This is a genomic window from Sphingomonas sp. UYAg733, assembly GCF_054057355.1.
Genome location: NZ_JBSRZE010000015.1, coordinates 23,928 through 43,130 on the forward strand (window position 1 = coordinate 23,928; position 19,203 = coordinate 43,130).

The 19,203-nt window shown below is 63.0% G+C and carries 16 protein-coding genes; 9 read left to right on the forward strand and 7 right to left on the reverse strand.

Annotated elements, in window-relative coordinates; genetic code table 11:
• Window positions 1-34 precede the first annotated feature (34 nt).
• From ACVWZA_RS18070 to ACVWZA_RS18080, 3 genes are read left to right on the forward strand one after another with little or no spacing between them, the layout of a single operon-like run.
• Complete coding sequence (locus ACVWZA_RS18070) at window positions 35-1,270, forward strand: TolC family protein (RefSeq protein ID WP_457312745.1); 1,236 nt, start codon at window positions 35-37, stop codon at window positions 1,268-1,270.
• Complete coding sequence (locus ACVWZA_RS18075; protein ID WP_457312746.1) at window positions 1,270-2,517, forward strand: efflux RND transporter periplasmic adaptor subunit; 1,248 nt, start codon at window positions 1,270-1,272, stop codon at window positions 2,515-2,517. Before ACVWZA_RS18070 ends, ACVWZA_RS18075 begins: the two co-directional genes overlap by 1 nt.
• Window positions 2,514-5,636: an efflux RND transporter permease subunit gene (locus tag ACVWZA_RS18080; protein ID WP_457312747.1), complete on the forward strand. Its 3,123-nt coding sequence runs from the start codon at window positions 2,514-2,516 to the stop codon at window positions 5,634-5,636. The genes ACVWZA_RS18075 and ACVWZA_RS18080 overlap by 4 nt, the downstream gene beginning before the upstream one ends.
• A 304-nt stretch (window positions 5,637-5,940) precedes the next feature.
• Here ACVWZA_RS18080 and ACVWZA_RS18085 read toward each other — a convergent pair whose 3' ends face one another.
• On the reverse strand, window positions 5,941-6,258 hold the full coding sequence (locus tag ACVWZA_RS18085; protein ID WP_457312748.1) for a helix-turn-helix domain-containing protein: 318 nt from the start codon (window positions 6,256-6,258) through the stop codon (window positions 5,941-5,943).
• A 300-nt stretch (window positions 6,259-6,558) separates the two neighbouring features.
• Here ACVWZA_RS18085 and ACVWZA_RS18090 point away from each other — a divergent pair, with 300 nt between their 5' ends.
• The 6 genes from ACVWZA_RS18090 (at window position 6,559) to ACVWZA_RS18115 (ending at window position 15,338) form a co-directional block, all read left to right on the forward strand.
• Complete coding sequence (locus tag ACVWZA_RS18090; protein WP_457312749.1) at window positions 6,559-8,127, forward strand: DUF389 domain-containing protein; 1,569 nt, start codon at window positions 6,559-6,561, stop codon at window positions 8,125-8,127.
• Window positions 8,124-9,395 carry a cation:proton antiporter gene (locus tag ACVWZA_RS18095; protein ID WP_457312750.1) on the forward strand — a complete coding sequence of 424 codons (1,272 nt, stop codon included), beginning with the start codon at window positions 8,124-8,126 and terminating at the stop codon, window positions 9,393-9,395. Before ACVWZA_RS18090 ends, ACVWZA_RS18095 begins: the two co-directional genes overlap by 4 nt.
• A complete protein-coding gene (locus ACVWZA_RS18100; RefSeq protein ID WP_457312751.1) occupies window positions 9,392-11,116 on the forward strand; it encodes an SLC13 family permease in 1,725 nt (574 codons plus the stop codon). The genes ACVWZA_RS18095 and ACVWZA_RS18100 overlap by 4 nt, the downstream gene beginning before the upstream one ends.
• A 108-nt stretch (window positions 11,117-11,224) precedes the next feature.
• The gene (locus tag ACVWZA_RS18105; protein WP_457312752.1) at window positions 11,225-12,436 is read left to right on the forward strand and encodes a hypothetical protein; all 1,212 of its coding nucleotides are present in this window, start codon (window positions 11,225-11,227) and stop codon (window positions 12,434-12,436) included.
• A 2-nt stretch (window positions 12,437-12,438) separates the two neighbouring features.
• Window positions 12,439-13,767 carry a chloride channel protein gene (locus tag ACVWZA_RS18110; RefSeq protein ID WP_457312753.1) on the forward strand — a complete coding sequence of 443 codons (1,329 nt, stop codon included), beginning with the start codon at window positions 12,439-12,441 and terminating at the stop codon, window positions 13,765-13,767.
• A gap of 1,016 nt (window positions 13,768-14,783) precedes the next feature.
• On the forward strand, window positions 14,784-15,338 hold the full coding sequence (locus tag ACVWZA_RS18115; protein WP_457312754.1) for a hypothetical protein: 555 nt from the start codon (window positions 14,784-14,786) through the stop codon (window positions 15,336-15,338).
• Window positions 15,339-15,393: 55 nt separating this feature from the next.
• Here the strand turns inward: ACVWZA_RS18115 and ACVWZA_RS18120 are convergent, their stop codons facing one another.
• From ACVWZA_RS18120 to ACVWZA_RS18145, 6 genes are all read right to left on the reverse strand, one after another.
• The gene (locus ACVWZA_RS18120) at window positions 15,394-15,792 is read right to left on the reverse strand and encodes a hypothetical protein (protein ID WP_457312755.1); all 399 of its coding nucleotides are present in this window, start codon (window positions 15,790-15,792) and stop codon (window positions 15,394-15,396) included.
• Window positions 15,793-15,818: 26 nt separating this feature from the next.
• A complete protein-coding gene (locus ACVWZA_RS18125) occupies window positions 15,819-16,160 on the reverse strand; it encodes a peptidoglycan recognition protein family protein (RefSeq protein ID WP_457312756.1) in 342 nt (113 codons plus the stop codon).
• A complete protein-coding gene (locus ACVWZA_RS18130) occupies window positions 16,151-16,366 on the reverse strand; it encodes a hypothetical protein (RefSeq protein WP_457312757.1) in 216 nt (71 codons plus the stop codon). Before ACVWZA_RS18130 ends, ACVWZA_RS18125 begins: the two co-directional genes overlap by 10 nt.
• 896 nt (window positions 16,367-17,262) lie before the next feature.
• A complete protein-coding gene (locus ACVWZA_RS18135) occupies window positions 17,263-17,526 on the reverse strand; it encodes a hypothetical protein (RefSeq protein WP_457312758.1) in 264 nt (87 codons plus the stop codon).
• Between the two features lie 70 nt (window positions 17,527-17,596).
• Window positions 17,597-18,187: a hypothetical protein gene (locus tag ACVWZA_RS18140; RefSeq protein ID WP_457312759.1), complete on the reverse strand. Its 591-nt coding sequence runs from the start codon at window positions 18,185-18,187 to the stop codon at window positions 17,597-17,599.
• Entirely contained in the window at window positions 18,184-19,188 is a 1,005-nt protein-coding gene (locus tag ACVWZA_RS18145) for a BPSL0067 family protein (protein ID WP_457312760.1), read from the reverse strand. The genes ACVWZA_RS18140 and ACVWZA_RS18145 overlap by 4 nt, the downstream gene beginning before the upstream one ends.
• Window positions 19,189-19,203: the final 15 nt, after the last annotated feature.

Genomic DNA, 19,203 nt, shown 5'->3' on the forward strand with positions numbered 1-19,203 from the left:
ACCGCTCAGGCGGCCGCGATCAGGGGAACCCAGCATGAAACTATCCACCTTCTGCGCCGCTCTGGCCGCGTCGGTATCGTTCGCGGCACCGGTTATTGCCGGCCCGCTCACTTTCGACGAGGCGCTGGCGCATGCTCGCGCCAATGCGCCCTCCCTGCATGCCCGGCAGCTCGGCGCCGATGCCAGCCGGGCGGCGCGCGGCGCTGCCGGTGCACTGCCCGATCCGAAGCTCTCGCTCGGCGTCGAGAGCTTTCCCGTATCGGGGCCACTGGCGTTCGAGCCCTCGCGCGACAATTTCACCATGGCGCGCATCGGCGTGTCGCAGGAGTTTCCCAATCTCGCCAAGCGTCATGCGCTACAGACGCGGGCCGATTCGGATATCCTGGCGGCGGACGCCGCGATCCTCGCCGAGGCGCGGACCATCGAGGTCGAGACCGCGATTGCCTGGATTACGCTTGCTTATGCCGAGCGACGGCTTGCCGCTCTCGACGCGGTTCGCGCAAAGCTCGATCGGCTGGTCGGGACGACCCCGAGCGCGGTCGCTTCGGGCGGTGCCCGACCGGCATTGATACTGGCGGGCAGGCAGGCGCTCGCAGCACTCGACGACCGGCGTGACGAACTCGTCTCCGCGATCGGACGGGCGCGTGCCGACCTGGTGCGCTGGACCGGCGACGTGGCACCGATCATCGCGGGGCCGGTGCCCGATTTCCCGGTCGATGCTGCGCGACTGCACGACGCGCTCGATACCAATCCCACCCTGGCAGTGATCGCGGCGCGGGTCGGTCAGGCCGAGGCCGATGTGCGGCTCGCCCAGGCCGAGCGCCGTCCCGATTTCGGGATCGATCTCGGCTATCAGCGCCGCGACCCGCGGTTCGGTGACTATGTGTCGGCCGGCGTGGCCATCGGCCTGCCGCTGTTCAAGCGCCACCGGCAGGAGCCGATAATCGCCGCGCGGCAGGCCGAGGCGGCGCGGGCCGGGGCCGAGCGCGAGGATGCCGCGCGGGTGCTGACAGCATCGCTCGATGGCGGTCTCGCCGACCATGCGATGCACCACGCACAGTGGATGCGCTCGCGCGATACGATTGAGCCGCTGGCACGCCAGCGCGTCGATCTCGAAACCGCCAGCTACGGTGCGGGCCGGGCGAGTCTGGTCGATGTCGTCGACGCGCATCTTGCGCTGGTCGAGGCGGCCCTCGAGACACTCGACCGGGAAGCCCTGGTCGCGATCGACGGTGCGCGCCTTACCCTTACCTATCGGAGCATATCCTGATGACCTCGCGCGATCTCATTCGCCGCAGCGTCGTGCCGCGCGTTGCCCTTGTCGCGATCCTGGCGGGCGGCGCGATCGGCTTCGGCGCCGCGCGGCTGACGGCTCCGTCGGCACCGGTGGTGACGCAAGGTGGCGCCGCGCCCGGCGAGCGCAAGATCCTCTATTGGTATGATCCGATGATCCCCGCCGAGCATCATGACGGCCCCGGCCTGTCGTCGATGGGGATGGCGACCATTCCCAAATATTCCGACGCGCAAGCGGGTACGGCTCCGGCCGACACTGGCGTTCGGGTCGATCCGGCAGCGGTCCAGTCGCTCGGCGTCCGGCGGGTGACCGTCGAGCTCGGTTCGCTCGCGTCGGACCTGACGGTCACCGGCGCGATCGATTTCAACCAGCGCGACGTGGCGGTGATACAGGCGCGTGCCGCCGGGTTCGTCCAGCGCGTCTATGCGCGCGCGCCGGGGGATGTGATCGGTGCCGGCGCGCCGCTGGCCGATGTCCTCGTGCCCGAATGGGGAGGCGCGCAGGCCGAGTTGCGGGCCGTAGGCCGCACCGGCGACGCGGCGTTGATCGCCGCCTCGCGCGAGCGGCTCCGGCTGCTCGGCGCGCGCGGCACCGGCGGTGGGGGCATGACGACGATCCGAAGCCCGATCGGCGGCGTGATTCAGACGCTCGACGTGCGCGCCGGCATGACGCTCTCGGCCGGTCAGACGCTGGCGCAGGTATCGGGGCTTGGTACCGTGTGGCTCAACGCCGCCGTGCCCGAAGCGCAGGCCGCTTTGGTTCGGGTCGGCCGGCCGGTCCGCGCGGAGCTGACCGCACTGCCCGGCGAGACTGTCACCGGCCGCGTGGTCGCGATCCTGCCGACCGCACAGGCCGAGAGCCGCACGCTGACGGTGCGGATCGAACTTCCCAATCGCGGCGGCCGGCTGAGGCCGGGCATGTTCGCGACGGTCCATCTCGGCGGCGAAGGCGGTTCGGGGTTGTTAGTGCCGAGCGAGGCGGTGATCCGCACCGGCAAGCGTGACCTTGTGATGGTCGCCGGCCCGGGTGGCCGCTACAGGCCGGTCGAGGTCAGGCTTGGCCGGGAAGGAGGAGGGAGGACCGAAATCCTGGCCGGGCTTACCGAGGGCCAGAAGGTGGTCGCTTCGGGCCAGTTTCTGCTCGATTCCGAGGCGAGCCTCGGCGGCATCGATGCGAAGCCCCTTGAGGGGCCCCCGATGACGCCCAAGGACCAGCGGCGATGATCGCCGCGGTCATTAGAATGTCCGTTCGGGCGCGCGTGCTCGTCCTGATCGCGTCGCTGGTGCTGGTCGTCGCGGGCGTGCTTGCGGTGCGGTCGACCCCGATCGACGCCTTGCCCGACCTGTCCGATGTCCAGGTCATCATCCGCACCAGCTATCCGGGCCAGGCGCCCCAGCTGGTCGAGAATCAGATCACCTATCCGCTGGCGACGACCATGCTGTCGGTGCCGGGCGCACGGGTGGTGCGGGGTTATTCGTTCACGGGCGACAGCTATGTCTATGTGCTGTTCGAGGACGGCACGGATCTCTACTGGGCCCGCTCCCGCGTCCTCGAATATCTTTCGCAGATTCAGGCTCGCTTGCCGCCCGGCGCGACCGCATCACTGGGGCCTGACGCGACCGGAGTCGGCTGGGTCTATGAATATGCGCTGGTCGACAGGACCGGGCGGCACGACCTTTCCCAGCTACGCTCGATCCAGGACTGGTTCCTGCGCTACGAGCTGAAGAGCGTGCCGGGCGTGGCCGAGGTCGCCGCGATCGGTGGCATGGTGCGCGAATATCAGGTCGTGCTCGATCCGGCGAAGCTGGTCTCCTACGGCATTCCGCAATCCGTCGTGGTCGATGCGCTCAAGCGCGCCAATCAGGAAGCGGGCGGCTCGGTCGTCGAGATGGGCGAGGCGGAATACACCGTACGCGCCAGCGGCTATCTGAAGACACTCGACGATTTCCGGAGCGTGCCGCTGAAGACCGTCTCTGGTGGCGTGCCCGTCATGCTCGGCGATGTCGCCACGATTCAGGTTAGTCCGGAGATGCGACGCGGTGTCGCCGAGCTGAATGGCCAGGGCGAGGTTGCGGGCGGGGTCATCATCCTCAGGTCCGGCAAGAATGCTCGCGAGACGATCGGCGCGGTGAAGGCGAAGCTCGCCGAGCTGCAGCACAGCCTGCCACCAGGCGTGGAAGTCGTGACGACCTATGACCGGTCGGCGCTGATCGATGCGGCGGTCGAGAACCTTCAGGGCAAATTGCTCGAAGAGTTCCTGGTTGTCGCGATCGTCTGCGCCTTGTTCCTCTGGCACGCGCGCTCGGCGCTGGTCGCGATCCTGACACTCCCTATCGGCGTGCTGATCGCGTTCCTGGTGATGCGGTTTCAGGGGGTCAACGCCAACATCATGTCGCTCGGCGGCATCGCGATCGCGATTGGCGCGATGGTCGATGCGGCGGTCGTGATGATCGAGAACGCCCACAAGCATCTCGAACGCTGGGCGCACGATCATCCGGGCGAGACGCTCGCCGGCGAGGAACGCTGGCGCGTGATCACGACAGCGGCGAGCGAGGTCGGCCCGGCGCTGTTCCTCAGCCTGCTCATCATCACCTTTTCGTTCATCCCGGTGTTCAGTCTGCAAGGACAAGAGGGCCGCTTGTTCGCGCCGCTGGCCTTCACCAAGACCTATGCGATGGCGGGGGCGGCGCTCCTGTCGGTGACCTTGGTCCCGGTGCTGATGGGCTGGCTGATCCGGGGCCGCATCCCGGCCGAGAGCGCGAACCCGATAAACCGCTGGCTGACCGCGCTATATCGGCCGGCGCTCAACTGGGTGATGCGGAGGCCGAAAGCGACCCTGGTGATCGCAGCTCTGATCTTCGCGACCACGGCCTGGCCGCTCAGCCAGCTCGGCGGCGAGTTCATGCCGGCGATGGACGAGGGCGACCTGCTCTATATGCCCTCGGCGTTGCCCGGCATTTCGACCGCGCAGGCGTCGCGGCTGCTTCAGCAGACCGACCGGTTGATCAAGACCGTGCCCGAGGTCGACACGGTGTTCGGCAAGGCCGGCCGCGCCGAGACCGCGACCGATCCCGCACCTCTCGAGATGTTCGAGACCACAATCCGCTTCAAGCCGCGTGACCAGTGGCGTCCGGGCATGACGCCGGCGAAGCTGGTGGAGGAGCTCGACCGGACAGTGAAGCTGCCGGGCCTCGCCAATGTCTGGGTGCCGCCGATCCGCAACCGGATCGACATGCTCGCGACCGGTATCAAGAGCCCAATCGGAGTAAAGGTTTCGGGCTCGGACCTTGTCGAGCTCGATCGCGTGGCGCGCGATGTCGAGCGTGTGGCGAAGGTCGTGCCGGGGGTCAGTTCGGCCTTTGCCGAGCGACTGACCGGCGGGCGCTATATCGATGTGACCATCGATCGCGCAGCGGCCGCCCGCTACGGTCTCAACATCGCCGATGTGCAGAACGTGGTGTCAGGGGCGATCGGCGGAGAGACGGTCGGCCAGACGGTCGAGGGCCTCGCCCGTTATCCGATCAGCGTGCGCTATCCCCGCGAACTACGCGATAGCGTCGCTGGCTTGCGCAACCTGCCGGTGCTGACCCCATCGCTTCAGCAGATCACGCTCGGCACTGTCGCCGATGTCCGGGTGACCGAGGGTCCGCCAATGCTTCGCAGCGAGAATGGGCGGCCGACCACTTGGGTCTATGTCGATACTCGCGGCCGGGCACTGTCCTCTGTCGTCGGCGACATCCAGAAGGCGGTCGCGCAGGGCGTACAACTTTCGCCCGGAGTGAGCATCGCCTATACCGGCCAGTTCGAATATCTGGAGCGCGCGGCCGAACGGCTGAAACTGGTCGTCCCGGCGACGCTGCTGATCATCTTCCTGCTTCTCTACGCCACGTTCCGGCGGCTCGACGAGGCGGCGCTGATCATGGGCACGCTGCCGTTCGCCCTTACGGGCGGGATCTGGGCGCTCTATCTGCTTGGGTACAACCAGTCGGTGGCAACCGGGGTCGGGTTTATCGCGCTGGCCGGCGTCTCCGCCGAATTCGGGGTGGTGATGCTGATCTACCTGAAACAGGCGCTCGCCGCGCGGGGTGCGGCGCCTTCCCCCGCGCAAACGGAGGAAGCGATCCGCGAGGGTGCGCTGCTGCGCGTGCGCCCCAAGGCGATGACGGTCGCGGTCATCCTGGCCGGCCTGTTTCCGATCCTGATCGGGCACGGGGTCGGTGCCGAAGTGATGAGCCGGATCGCCGCCCCGATGATCGGCGGCATGCTGACCGCTCCGTTGCTCTCCATGCTCGTCGTACCCGCCGCCTATCTTCTGCTGCGGAGGCGGTCGAACGGAAGTTAAATTAGTCTAGCGGCCCGGTCGCCCAGTCGCCACCGTCCGTCGTTGCCAAGCAGCGTGATCTCGGCGTCGGGCGACCGCCACGTTTGCGGCAATCGCACCAATACGCCGCACCCCGACATATTCGACTGGCCCATCAACAGGGATATCTCGGGCACCACAGGCGCCGAGGCGCTGATGAGCTCATGCCGCGCGGGCGACCGCGCGGCGCGGCTTCGGTGTGGGATTCGGCGCGACCGTCATGCGCGACGGTGATAGGCGAATGAGCCGCGTCCCGGTATCGACTTCGGGTACAAGGCTTGTGCGATCAGGCCGCGATGCTGCTGCCGTCGCGCCCGCTCCGACCGGGCTTGGTCACGTAAGCGCTGGGCGGCTGCCCGAAGGCGCGGTGAAACATGGCGGTGAACGCGCTCGCGCTTTCATAACCGACATCGAACGCAACGGTCGTGATCGGCTGTCCTAACGCCAGTCGCGACAGTGCCGCCATCAATCGAACCTGTTGCCGCCATGCCGCGAAGCCGGCCCCAGTCTCGCCCTTGAACAGCCGCGTAAAGGTTCGCCGGCCCATACCGGCGACGTTCGCCCAATCGTCGATATTGCGCTGATCAGCCGGATCGTCGATCAATGCCCGGCACAGGCGTTCATCTCAGAAACGGGCGATCTTTTCGGTGATGAACTTGCTTTCGCTCGCACAGCGCTGCTTGGAGCGGGGGAGCTTGCTGTCGGGCGGCAGGTTGTCCTCGTCCATCTCGCCTCCTCGAGGCGAATTTGCCGATCGGTACATCATTTTTTGAACGAGCTGTCCGTACGGATCGGTTTGGCTTGGTCGGTTGGCGACGCGGCACTATTAGTGAACCGATCCCGTCCAGTTGTACTGAGCAGGCTAGCATGATTGTTGCGACTGCTACGCAGTCCGGGAGGCCGTATGGCAGTTGAAGACACACCAAGCGGCCTCTGGGATTCCGCACAGGAACGCCTCGATCATGTCCCTGTCTATCGTTGGTGGCGGCGCAATGTCGTCGGGAGCGTCGATCATGCCCAGGTGATGGAGCGCATTGTCGACGAAAGTGGCTGGTCGCCGCGCTACGCCTTCATGACGATGATGTCTGCCGGCATAGCGGTGCTTGGCCTGCTGCTCTCGTCACCTGCAGTCGTTATCGGCGCCATGCTGATCTCGCCTCTCATGAACCCGATCCTCGGCCTTGGGTTCAGCTTGGCCCTGTTCGATTTCAGCGAAATGCGCCGCGCTGTCATCGCTCTCGCGGTTGGTGCGGTTGCCGCGATTGCGTTCACCGCGCTCATCGTGATGCTGTCGCCATTGCAGGCGCCGACCAGCGAGATTATCGCGCGCACGCGGCCGAACCTGTTCGATCTCGCGGTGGCTCTTTTCGCGGCGCTGGCAGGCACCTTCGCCATCATCCGTGGGCGTGGCGAGACCATCGTGGGCGTCGCCATCGCGACCGCCCTTATGCCGCCCTTAGCGGTTGTTGGCTTTGGCCTTGCAACCTGGAACCTTCCAGTTCTGGGCGGCGCGTTCGCGCTGTTCGTCACTAATTTCGTCACGATCGCTCTTTCTGCGACAGTCATGGCCCGTTATTACGGGTTCGGTCACTATCTCTCCAGCCAGCAGAGCTGGACGCAGACCGTAGTCCTGTCGCTGGTCTTCATCGGGATGGCGATCCCGCTGGGTTTCTCTTTGAAGCAGATCGCGACCGAAGCCGTCACGGTCACCCAAGTGAGATCTTATCTGTCCGACCGTTTCGGTGCGGATGCGCGCGTTACGCAGCTTGAGGTTGATTTCGATGCCAGCCCGATCACCGTTCGCTCGGTCGTGATCACACCGCGCGCCAACATGCAGCGCTCGGCGGCGCTCCAGCAAAATCTAGAAAAGCACCTTGGCCAACCCATTCGTCTGCGTCTCGATCAGATATTGCTGGAGGCCGGCGCCGGCGCGATCGACGCCCAGCGCGAGGAACTCCGCCAAGCTGGCGAAGCCGCAGCCGCCGAGACTGCGCAGATTTCAGCGATGACGCGCATGCTAGGCCTTGCCGCCGGCATCGCGCCCGAGGCGGTGACGATTGACCGGGACCATCGCCGGGCAAGCGCAATCGCCGCACCGCTGGCCGGCGCCACTGTCGCGACGTACCGTGCGCTGGAGCAGCGATCTGGCGCGCAGGTCGAGGGATGGGACATAGCCATCACGCCGCCGCAGGCCCCCTTGCCGCTGATCAGCTTTGCCGACGATGCCGACACCCTCGATTCGACCGCGCGCGAGGCGGTCCTGACCTCCGCCTGGGCGGCGCATCGGTGGAATATTCTGGCCCTGCGTGTACCCGGCCTGTCGCAAACGACACCTGAGAAACCGACCCTTGCGCAACGTCGCGGAATGGCGATCGCAGCTGTACTGCGCAATCAAGGGATCGAGACCATTGCAGCACCAGTCGAAGGTCAGTCCTTCCGCCTGGCAGGCGCTCAACAAGGTGTTGCTCCATGATCGTCGGCATCGCATTGTCGCCTTTCGACGCTGCCGCGATCCTGATCGTACTCGCGGCATTGCTCGGCTATGTGAACCACCGCTTCCTCAAGCTGCCGCCGTCGGTCGGCCTCACCGTTATGGGCGCGGTTGCCTCGTTGATTGTCGTTGGGCTGGACAGCGCCTTGCCCGGCAGCTCGTTTGGCGCGGATGTCAGGCGCTTTATTGCCGGTATCGATTTCCACACGACGCTGATGGATGGAATGCTGTCCTTCCTGTTGTTCGCTGGCGCACTCCATGTCGATTGGACGGAGATGCGGCGGGGGCGATGGCCCATCCTGGTGTTGAGCACGATCGGCGTTCTGATCTCCACCGCACTGGTCGGGGGGGGCTTCTACCTACTCAGCTCGCTGCTGGGCCTGGATATTCCCGCGATCTGGTGCCTTGTTTTCGGCGCGCTGATCAGCCCGACCGACCCGGTCTCCGTGATGGGGGTGCTGACGCGCGTGAAGGTGTCGCCGACTCTGGAGGCGACGGTGGCGGGCGAGAGCCTGTTCAACGATGGTGTTGGCGTAGTCGTGTTTGCTATCCTGCTGGTAACCGCGACGTCGGGCCAACCATTTTCGCTCGCCCATGCCGGGCATCTCTTCCTGCGGGAAGCAGGCGGTGGCATCCTGCTCGGCCTGGTCATCGGCTGGATCGCTTTCCGCGCGATGCGGTCGATCGACGATTATAAGGTCGAGGTGATGATCAGCCTGGCGGTCGTCATGGGGGGCTATGCGGTTGCGAGCTGGCTGCATGTCAGCGGCCCGGTGGCGATGGCGGTAGCTGGGTTACTGATCGGCAATGCCGGAGTCGCTTATGCGATGAGCGACGTCACGCGCGACTATGTGCTGAAATTCTGGGCGCTGATCGACGATATTCTGAACGCGGTATTGTTCCTGCTGATCGGCCTTGAGGTCGTCACAATTCCGGCCGACCCACGACTGCTCGTTCTCGGCGCGCTCGCGATTCCGCTCGCGCTGCTGGCGCGGGTGATTTCGGTAATGCTGCCGCTTACAGCGATGCGTCCCTTCCTGAACCTGGGGCCGCTGGCGCCGGTGACGCTAATATGGGGCGGGCTGCGCGGCGGCATCTCGATCGCGCTGGCGCTGGGGTTGGCCAGCGAGGCTGCTCGGCCGAGCCTGCTCGCCGCGACCTACATGGTCGTGCTGTTCTCGGTGATCGTCCAGGGCGGAAGTATCGAACGTGTGCTCAAGCGGGTCAGCGCACGGGCGCAGACTCAATGAGCAGCGCGGCGCTCAGTGCACTGATCCTTGGCGGCGCACTCATCCTGTTTGTCAGCGAGAAAGTGCGGCACGACCTTGTCGCAATCATTGCGCTGTTCGCTTGCCTGCTCGCTGGTCTGGTGACACCTGCCAAGGCGTTTGCCGGCTTTGCCGATCCCGCCGTGCTGGCAGTCGCCGCCATCCTCGTCGTCGGGCGCGCGGTCGAACTGTCCGGCATTGCCTCGGTAGTGGCCAAGATCGTTATCCCGCAACGGGCCGGATTCCTGTTTCGGTTGGCCGCGCTGCTGGCGGTTGCGATGCTGCTGTCCGCCTTCATGAACAACATCGCCGCGCTGGTCATCACTATGCCGATCGCGACTGAGATCGCGCGTGACGCGAAGTTGCCGCCGACGGTGACGCTGATGCCGCTCGCTTTCGCAACCATTCTTGGTGGGATGACGACGCTAATCGGCACGCCCGCCAATCTGATCTTGTCGTCGGTACGCGAAACAGAGCTTGGGGCCCCATTTGGTTTCTTCACCATGACGCCGGTCGGCGTTGCAGTGTCGGTGCTGGGCCTCATCTATCTGGTTTGGGCTGGCTGGCGCCTGCTTCCGATCCGCGAGAACGCAGAACAGCGCAAGCGTCCACCATGGCGCGTGTTCGAACTGACAATGCCGTCTGCGATACCTTCGAACGAAGGGCTTCGTCTTGGACTGCTCGCGGCTAAGGCAAGGACGCTCGCGCATTTTCGTGGCGGCGAGCACGCACCTTCCGCTCCCAAGCTGTTTGCAGCAGGTGACCGGTTACTTGTCCTGTCGCGCGCCAACCAATGGACTGTCGCCAAGGCCGTTGGTCTCGAAACCGCAGCGCGCCTCGATGGCTCGCCGGATGCCGTCACGGCACGGGTCGTGGTAGCGCATGGATCGTTGTTGATCGGCCTTGGCTACGACGAAGTTCGAACCCAAAGCGAAGATCGACTGGAGGTCGTAGCTGTCGGGCCGAGGGTCGCCCGCGAAAAACAGCCGCTGGTCCGCATGCGCATTCGCGCGGGCGATCAACTTTATCTACGCGGCGCACAGGGCGATCTGGCGCGATTTATCGGGAGCGCGCGATTGCTGGAGATCGATCGGCTCGATCCGGTGCCGGTCGCGGCCCGCAACGCGGCGATCATCCTTGCGATTTTCGGGTGCGCCATTGCGAGTATCGTCATTGGCGGGCTCTCACCGGCTATCGCATTCGTTGGCGCAGCGGCTCTGCTGGCGGCCGGACGACTCCTGCCGGCAGAGGAGGTCTACCGCTCGATCGACTGGACTGTCGTCATCCTGCTGGCTGCTATGATACCCGTGGGCCAAAGCTTCAACGACAGCGGCGCGGCCGACATCGCTGCCCATTGGCTCGGCGAGGGATTGGCGGGGCAACCGTTGATGGTCGTCCTCGCGGCGCTGTGCGCAGTGACCATGCTGCTTTCGATCTTTCTCAACAATATCGCGACCGCTGTCATCATGGGGCCGCTCGCGATCGACGTTGCTGGCCTGCTCCATGTCAGCCCCGATGCCGCATTGCTTGCTGTTTTGATCGGCGCCTCTTCGGATTTCCTCACCCCGATCGGTCACCAGAACAATCTTCTGGTGATGGGACCTGGCGGCTACAAGTTCACCGATTACGCGCGCATGGGTGCCATCCTCGTGGTTATCGTGATCGCGACGTCAGCCGTGACTCTAGGCTGGCTGTATCGCTAAATGCATCGGCGCGGTTCCTATCAGGCGCTTACGGCGTTAGTGTGAAGACGTCGGCTTCCGTGCTCCGCTTCGCGAACCGTTTGTCGCACCCGAACCGGAAGTGAGCCCATGCTGATAACAGTCGTTGCGCTTGTCTGTGCAATCCTCGTCACTCTGTTTCTAACTTTCGGGCGCTTTGCGCGATCCGAAAGCTGGCGGGCAACGGTGACGCCACTTGCCTCGATCATTGGCAGCGGCTTCCTGATTTGCGGTCCGATCCTCGCACGCGAGTTCGGACGCGCGGCAATCATTGCCGAGGCAGCGTTGCTGCTCATCGCCTATGCGGCTGGCGCGGTGATCCGCTTCAACATCATCCATGTCGAAAACTATCTCGCAAAGGCCGGCTTCAACGATCCTGTCAGCTGGCTGGCACGGGTGACCCAAGGCGTGCTCGCACTCGCCTATGCGATCTCGGTTGCTTATTATCTGAAGCTCCTCGCCGAGTTCCTGCTCAAGCCGATCGGTATTGCCGACAACTGGCACGTGCTCGCCTCGAACGGCATTGTCACGGTGATCGTGCTTGCCATCATCGCGCTCGCATTCGGTAATGGTCTGCGCCGCGTCGAGCACCTCGCCCACGGCACGGTGTCGCTGAAGATCGGGATCATTGCCGGCCTGCTCGCAGGGCTCGCCTGCTGGTGGCTCACCAACAACGCCGCCGATCCCCTGCCGCCGGCAAAAGTTTCCTGGGGCAGTATCCCGTTGCTGCTCGGGCTTGTCATCACCGTACAGGGATTCGAGACGTCGCGTTATCTCGGCCATGCGTATTCGCAAGAGCTGCGTATCCGCACGATGCGTCATGCCCAGTGGATCGCCGCCGTGATCTATCTCGCCTTTCTCGCGCTCCTCACACCGTTCCTTGAAAGAGCGGCCGAGTCAGAGGGTGTGGCGGGAATTCTCGACATCATGACGCTGGTAGCGCCGGCGCTGGGCATCTTCGTGCTCGTAGGAGCATTGTCGAGCCAATTGAGCGCGGCGGTCGCAGATTCGATCGGGTCCGGTGGCCTGATGAGCGAAGTCACTCGGCGCAAGCTCAGCGTTCAAGCGGCCTTTGCGCTGGCCGGTGCATTGGCGGTCGGCGTTGTCTGGCTGACCGACCCATTTCAGGTGGTTGCGATTTCCTCGCGTGCCTTTGCGCTTTTCTATGCGCTGCAATGCGCGCTGGCGCTGACCGTAGCTCGCCGCACCGGGGTCAGCACTGCGGCGCGGACGGCCGGTTTCCTTGTGGTTGGGATAATCTGCCTGGTCGCGGTGTTCGTCGGCGCGCCAGCGGAAGGCTGAGCATGCGCCTGCGTAATCTCAACCTCCGCCGCGTCCGCGAGCTGCTGCGTCAACACGGACCAGAGGCTGAAATCTGGAGGCGGCGTATCGCCATATTAGGTGGGGCGATCCTGATTGGGCTCGTCGCGCTCTTCTTCGCGCGGATGGCAGACTGGGCAGGCGAGGTGTTTCTGCGCGTTCAGGGCCGCTGGTGGTGGGCGCCGTTAGTCGCGACGCCGACCGGGTTCGTCGGCATCGTCTGGCTAACGAGGGTTTTCGCGCCGGCCGCCAGCGGCTCAGGTATTCCACAGGTCATCGCGGCCTCCCGCGATCCAGAGCGCGGCATGACCGCGCTCGTATCCGCACGGACGGTGATCGTGAAACTGTTCCTGACTGTGGTGGCCCTGTTTGTCGGCGCATCGGTCGGGCGTGAAGGCCCGACCGTCCAGGTTGCCGCGTCAATCATGGGCTACGCGCACCGATTGCTGGCGATCCCGTTGCGCGCATCGGTTTTTATCGCGGGAGGAGCGGCAGGCGTGGCCGCCGCCTTCAATACCCCGCTCGCCGGAGTGGCCTTCGCGATCGAGGAACTGGCGGCTGCTTATGAGCAGCGCATGACGCTCCTGGTCATGGCGGCTGTTCTGATTGCGGGCATGGTCAGCCTCGGGCTGGCAGGCGACTATATCTACTTCGGGGCGATGCGGCAGACCTTGGGCGTCCAGCAGGCATTGGTCGCGGCGCCCGTGGCCGGCATGCTTGGCGGTGCCGCGGGCGGGCTTTTTTCACGCGCGATGCTTGGCTTTGGATCGACCGCCTATGCGCCCGTGGCATGGCTGCGCGCGCGACCCTATGCGTTCGCCGGGATTTGCGGCGCGATCGTCGCCTGCGTCGGCGTCGCCACCGGTCTCACATGGGGGACGGGCTACCGTACCGCGAACGCGATCATCGCCGGCTCGGACGTCCCGATGTGGTTCGGCGCAGCAAAGTTCCTGTCGACGCTGGCGACCGCGGTGTCGGGTTTGCCCGGCGGCATTTTCGCGCCATCGCTCTCGGTTGGAGCCGGGATCGGCGACATGCTCCGCAGTATCTTCCCAGCCTATCCGCCCGGCGCCGTCGTGCTGCTCGGCATGGTCGCCTATTTCACCGGAGTGGTGCGGGCGCCGCTGACAGCGGTCATCATCATTTCTGAGACTACCGCCAGCCGCGGTCTCATGATGCCCCTACTGGCATCCGCGCTTGTGGCGGACTTCGCGGCGCAACTTGTGTGCAAGGAACGTCTCTATCACGGCCTGTCCAAGCGCTTCGCCATGACCTCGCCCGACGTCGAACATCCCACACCGAAAGCAGATTAGCAGCCTCTTCCGCATCGGAGCGACCAACGCATTCCGACGATATCGAGAGACGGTTCGACACCATATCCATTAAGTTATTGATTTAAATCGTAACCTAGCACTTGGCGGAGACGGAGGCAAGCGAAATTATTTATTAACGCATTGAAATACAATAGAAAATAAATTATTACCGATTTCAGCCCCACAGTCAGCCCCACAAACGTCCAGACACGTTGGAGTACGTCATAGCTGGCGTCCACGGGTTCGATCTTGCGTGGCGCGGGTGCCTTAAAACATCATTCCCGGCTCGGTCGCATCTGTCTAATCCGCGCTGGATTTCTGACACCCAAGGTTTGTGGCGACGCTGAATTTTGTCGATGTTGAAGGCCAAGGTGTCATCGAAATGGCGTGACGGCGTTCCGTGTCGTTATTTCCGATGCATATGCTTCGATCTCACCACTGTGCCTCGCGCAGCGTTGTCGTGCGCGAGGCATAGTCAGCGAAGTCGTCGTTACGGCAGTCAACCTGATCGCCGAGCAGTGACAGCATGGCGGCGGTCAGGCATCATACAAAGATCCCCACGAGGCGGAGACGGCGCGATGGTAACGAAGCTGCTTGCCCGGTCGGGCTGGCGGCTATGCTCGCGTCGGCCGGGTTGTCCATGCCGCAATCCTTCAAGGTCAGCCGCGCATCGCGGCGCAACGCTTCGCTAAGGCGAAGGGAGTGACCCAGCAGGACTGCTGGAGCGGCTCGACTGGACCCAATGCTCGACCACTGGAACGCTGCTGACCGACGGTGGGTCAACGGGCCGTCTCGGTCTACCTGCCAGGGCGAGAACTACCGTTCGGCACACGCTGAGCAAAGCAATCATCGTACCGCCTTAGCGTACGTTTTGGGCCTTCTCTCACCGGTCCCCTATGTGGTGTGGTTGCCGTAATGGGAAACGAGCAGGTACGAGCGTGTTATTACAATACGAACCCTGAGAAAGGCGGCCAGTGGCCCATTGCACGTTTCTAAACGCATCGGACCGACCGGGAATGCCCGACGGCGCATCCGGAGAGTGGAAAACCTTTTGGGAAGCGCCGGGCCTGGAGCTGGAGTCGAAGAACGGCATTCCCTTGCTGTGGTGGTGTCTGTTTTCGCAAGGAGACATTGCGCATGCCCGCCTGATTGACGATTTCGATGCAGGCGATACCGAAGGGGAACGTGAAAGCTTTGTGGAGGATAGCGGCTATTCGGCCGAAACCAGATATCCCTATCTGATCACCAGCGTGGAGGCGGCTTTGACCCGCCTTCGCGAACGTCGCTCCGTCATGTTGGAGGGCATCGGCGATCGATACGCGCCGATCTACGATGAGTTCATGATCCTGATCAAAGACCACTTCAGGCCGTTCGTACTGGTCCGCACGTCGGGCCTGCCTGACATTCCCGAGGCGGAGCAATGGATCAGAGATACGGCGATCGAGATGGACCACTTGGGCCATCAGCCAGGTCCTGCGGTTCAGTCGATGATAACCAACTTCAAACGCTGGTCCAAGAACGACCCTGTCTGGTTGAGGGCAAGGCGATCATCCTACGCTAAACAACCCTAAGCTGTGATCTGTATGCCTGCTGGCCGCCGTCCGGGTCGAACCTCGTCACCTTCGATTACCCGTCGATCGCAGGATCATACGGCACGTCGAAACGGGACGACGTGCAAGCGCGGCAATAATAATGGATCCTCTGCCCGTTGTTGAGGATCAGTAGACCGCGACGTTCCATGTCGATCCACCAGCGACCGCGAGAGCCGTTCGGGTACAAAACCCGGCCTGCTGCGTAGCAGCGCGACATCTCCAGATCGTGATTGTAATCGCGAGCTGTCACGCGTTTCGACTGCTTGAAAAACTGCTCAACATCACGCTTTGTCAGACTGAATGTGGAACACAACGCTGGCGTCTCATTACCGCTGACACTGTTCGAACGAGCACCGTTTTCGGTAATGGTGACAACCATCCCCTTTCTGGTTGCATTTGCAGGCGCAATTAGCCCGCTGCCGATGACCGCCATTCCTATGGCTGTCGTTAAAAGCTGTCTTACCATCTTGCCGTCGATGCCTCCGAAGGAGTCTTCTGCGATACCGTGGGATGACGGAATATCTCTGTCCGTTTAATATTCATCACGCGTGTTAAGCCGTCTACCAGCCAAGTGAGTGAAGCATTTTGCGCTGGAGTAACCGATTCGTAATTTCTATCGGCTTTTGGCGTTGGCCCAGGAAAAGACTTTCCGACCAGTTCAATTCCAAGACTATCTGAATTACCTGGATAGCGATCTGGCACAGACTTAGTCATTTCGTTACGTCGCACATCCGCGCTTTTCTTCCAGAGGATAAAGCCGCCAAACGCCGCGAATACAAGCCCGAAACCGATCAGAAACATCGCGAGGTGTTGCTATCGATCGCGCTGTTGTTCGAGGCGCTGATCGCGCGCGCCGCTTCATTGGTATCCGTTGTCGTCATGGCTGTCGCGAAGGTGGCTTCGTCACATTTTGCCACCATGTCCGCGCCCTGATCCTTCATCCGCCCCTTGCACTGCGCTGCAATCGCCGGATCAGCTTTTGCGGGTTCTAAGGACAAGCTCATCATTGCGAGCTGCAATAGTTAGGGCCGTGAGGAGCTACCGATTGTTCCCGAAGGGTCGCATATCGAGCGGCAAGGTTGAGGTGTATAGCTTTGACGGCCGGATCATTAGCGGCAGCCGCTATACCGAGTTCCTGAAGTGCGCGCCTTGCGAAATATTGTTCGTCACTCTCGTCCGCCATTTACCCTGCCCCCCGACAACCGGCACGATAGCGCTCAGTTCTGAAATCGCACGATATATTCCGCGCGGTCGGACATTAACTGAAATGCGGAGATTGATAATAGCTCAATGCTTGGAGAGATTGCACCAGAACGGATATTGTTGTCCGATCACACCTGCTTCCGCTTCGTCGCGGGCACGCCGCTAGCTTTGTCAGTTGTCGAAGCCAATGTCAGCGGATTTTCAAAGTCAGTGCTAGCCGACAGCGCAGATGAAAACACGCGGCTCGTCGATACGCGCCGCATTGCATAATTAGCCGCGGCCGCAAGCGTGGTTGACGGGCGTCAGTCAGATGTTGAACGGAAGGCTAACTCAGGCCCCAAAAGATATAAATCCTCCTACCCTAGTCAGGAAACGCTACCGCGCCCGGACTAATCCAAGGACCACTTGTAGGTTCGGCCGCGCGACAGGACGCTGCCGCTGGCACTGAATTGAGTCCACTCGGCCTGATCGAGCCAAAAAGAACTTGGTGATTGTGCGGGCTCGAAAAAACCAGCGCTTCACCTCCTGCATTCGTAGGCTTAAAGCGGGAGCAGTGTCGATGAATATCTGTTCCATAACGATTAGGTGACCATCGACAGGATTCTGTGACTTTTACCTTATCCGCAGGGAATCTATAGACGGGCCAATGCCGGGCTAGGTACCCAAAGCACCAACAGAAGCCATGTGGCCAGATATTTTATCATTTTGCGGACTCCGCCTCGTGTGGATCCTTTCGGGAAACTTCAGGATGGCGGAATACCTCCGAAACAGGCACCTTGAACGCTTGTCTCAATTCCTCAATCAGCCGCCGCAATGAGGTATTCTGTGGTCCCGTTACCGCTTCGTATCCGAGATAATCATCTTTCTGCACCGAGGTGGTTCCGCCGATGATGTCAATGCCGATCGCGTCCTTGTTGGCGGGATAGCGGCGAGGGATTGGCTTCGCTAGTTCGTGCATCGCCATTGGCCTAGCCTACCCACCCGCCCTCACGTTCGGTACTTTAGGTCTAACACTGCTTGGTCACGGCTTTTTTTCATTTAATAGGACGTATCGGGCGGCAGGTCATCGACGCAACAGCGCCGCTGGTTGCGGCGATGAAGCGGCACTGCGCCCATTTCGGCTTGAGCGGGATCAGCAGCATCGCCTCGCCGGACAGCGGCAGGACGGACTTGCCGTACCGGCATACCAGCGACACCGCCGGCAGGCTGGGCGCGTAGCTGAAGCTGGCGCCGACAATGCGGGCGTCGCCGTCGACCTCATCGGCCTCGGATTCGGCGAGGTTGCCGAGTTCGGGGTCGTAATCTGCAGGCGCGATGGTTGCGATCGAGGCGTCGGTCAGCGGCAGATCGCGCTCATTGGCGTTGCCCAGACGACGCGCGCCGGCAGGGATCGCACCAGGCGCGCCGATTGTCGATGGGCAATGCGCCAGATCGCCGGCCTTTTCGGCCGATGGCGTCGTTGCTGCGGTGGCGGCGGCGGGCATGGTGACGTTGCCGGTCCGAACATCGACGGCGGGCGCGACGATTTGCACGGCGGTGTTCGCCGTCGTTTCCGGGGGCGAATTACCGCAGGCCGAAAGCATCGCGAAACCGAGTAAGGTGGCGATCGACGAGGCCGTGTTCATTTGGTCATCACCACGAAATATTCCTCGCCATCCTTGGTCCAAGACTTGCGGTTATTGGTGGATACGCCGCTGCTCATCCACGCCTTTTTCGAGACGCCGCCATACGCATTGGCATCGATCGCATAGGCTTTGGTGCTGTCTTGCACGATCTGGCCGTTCCACTGGTTGCACATGCGCACCCCGGCAGTCTTGCTGTGCGACGCAACGTATGATGCGTAATCGTCATGACCGACATAGATGCCCACATGCGAGCGGCCGGAATAATCGCTGTGATAGACGTTGTCGCGCATCGTCGCGATCACCGTACCGATCGGCAGCTCGCCGGGCTTGAAGTGGCAGACCTGCGGCCCGCGGCGCCAGGTGCCGGTATAGGGAACGCCGAAATATTTTACGAGATGGACGCATTCGCTGATCCCGAAGCGGGCGGCGCCGGCGGGATTGATCGCGAATGTGCCATTGCGGAATTCGCGGACCTGCTTGCCGCGCAGATCAGCGAAATTTTTGATCACCCAGCTGCGGCCGTCATATGAATCGAAGCCGATCCGCAGGAACCGAGCGCCGTCGGTGCCGACCACCAGCGTGGGCGCGGCAGCCGTGCCGGCGCGGGTAAGTGGTGTGGCCGGCGCCCGTGGGGCAGCCGGCGCGCCGGGACGCGGGGCGCCGCCGCCACGGGACGCCGCCGCCTGCCCACCGAACGGATTATGATCCTCCAGCCAGGCGCCGGTATCGGTCAGCATCTTTTCGAACGACCAATCGCGCTGGATCGGCCGGTCGGGCACTTTGCGCTCCGCGTGAGCGGCACCGTGGAGCGCATTCCATGTCCGGGGGCCGACGATGCCATCGGACGGCAGACGCATGCTCGTCTGGAACGCGCGCACCGCCTTTTCAGTATCTGGGCCAAACACGCTGTCGGGCTTGAGCGTTGCACCACGGAGGCGCAAATTCTGCTGCAACTCCCTGACGACAGGTCCGCTTTTTCCGCGCGAGATTGTTTGCGGCATGACATCGTTCCCCAA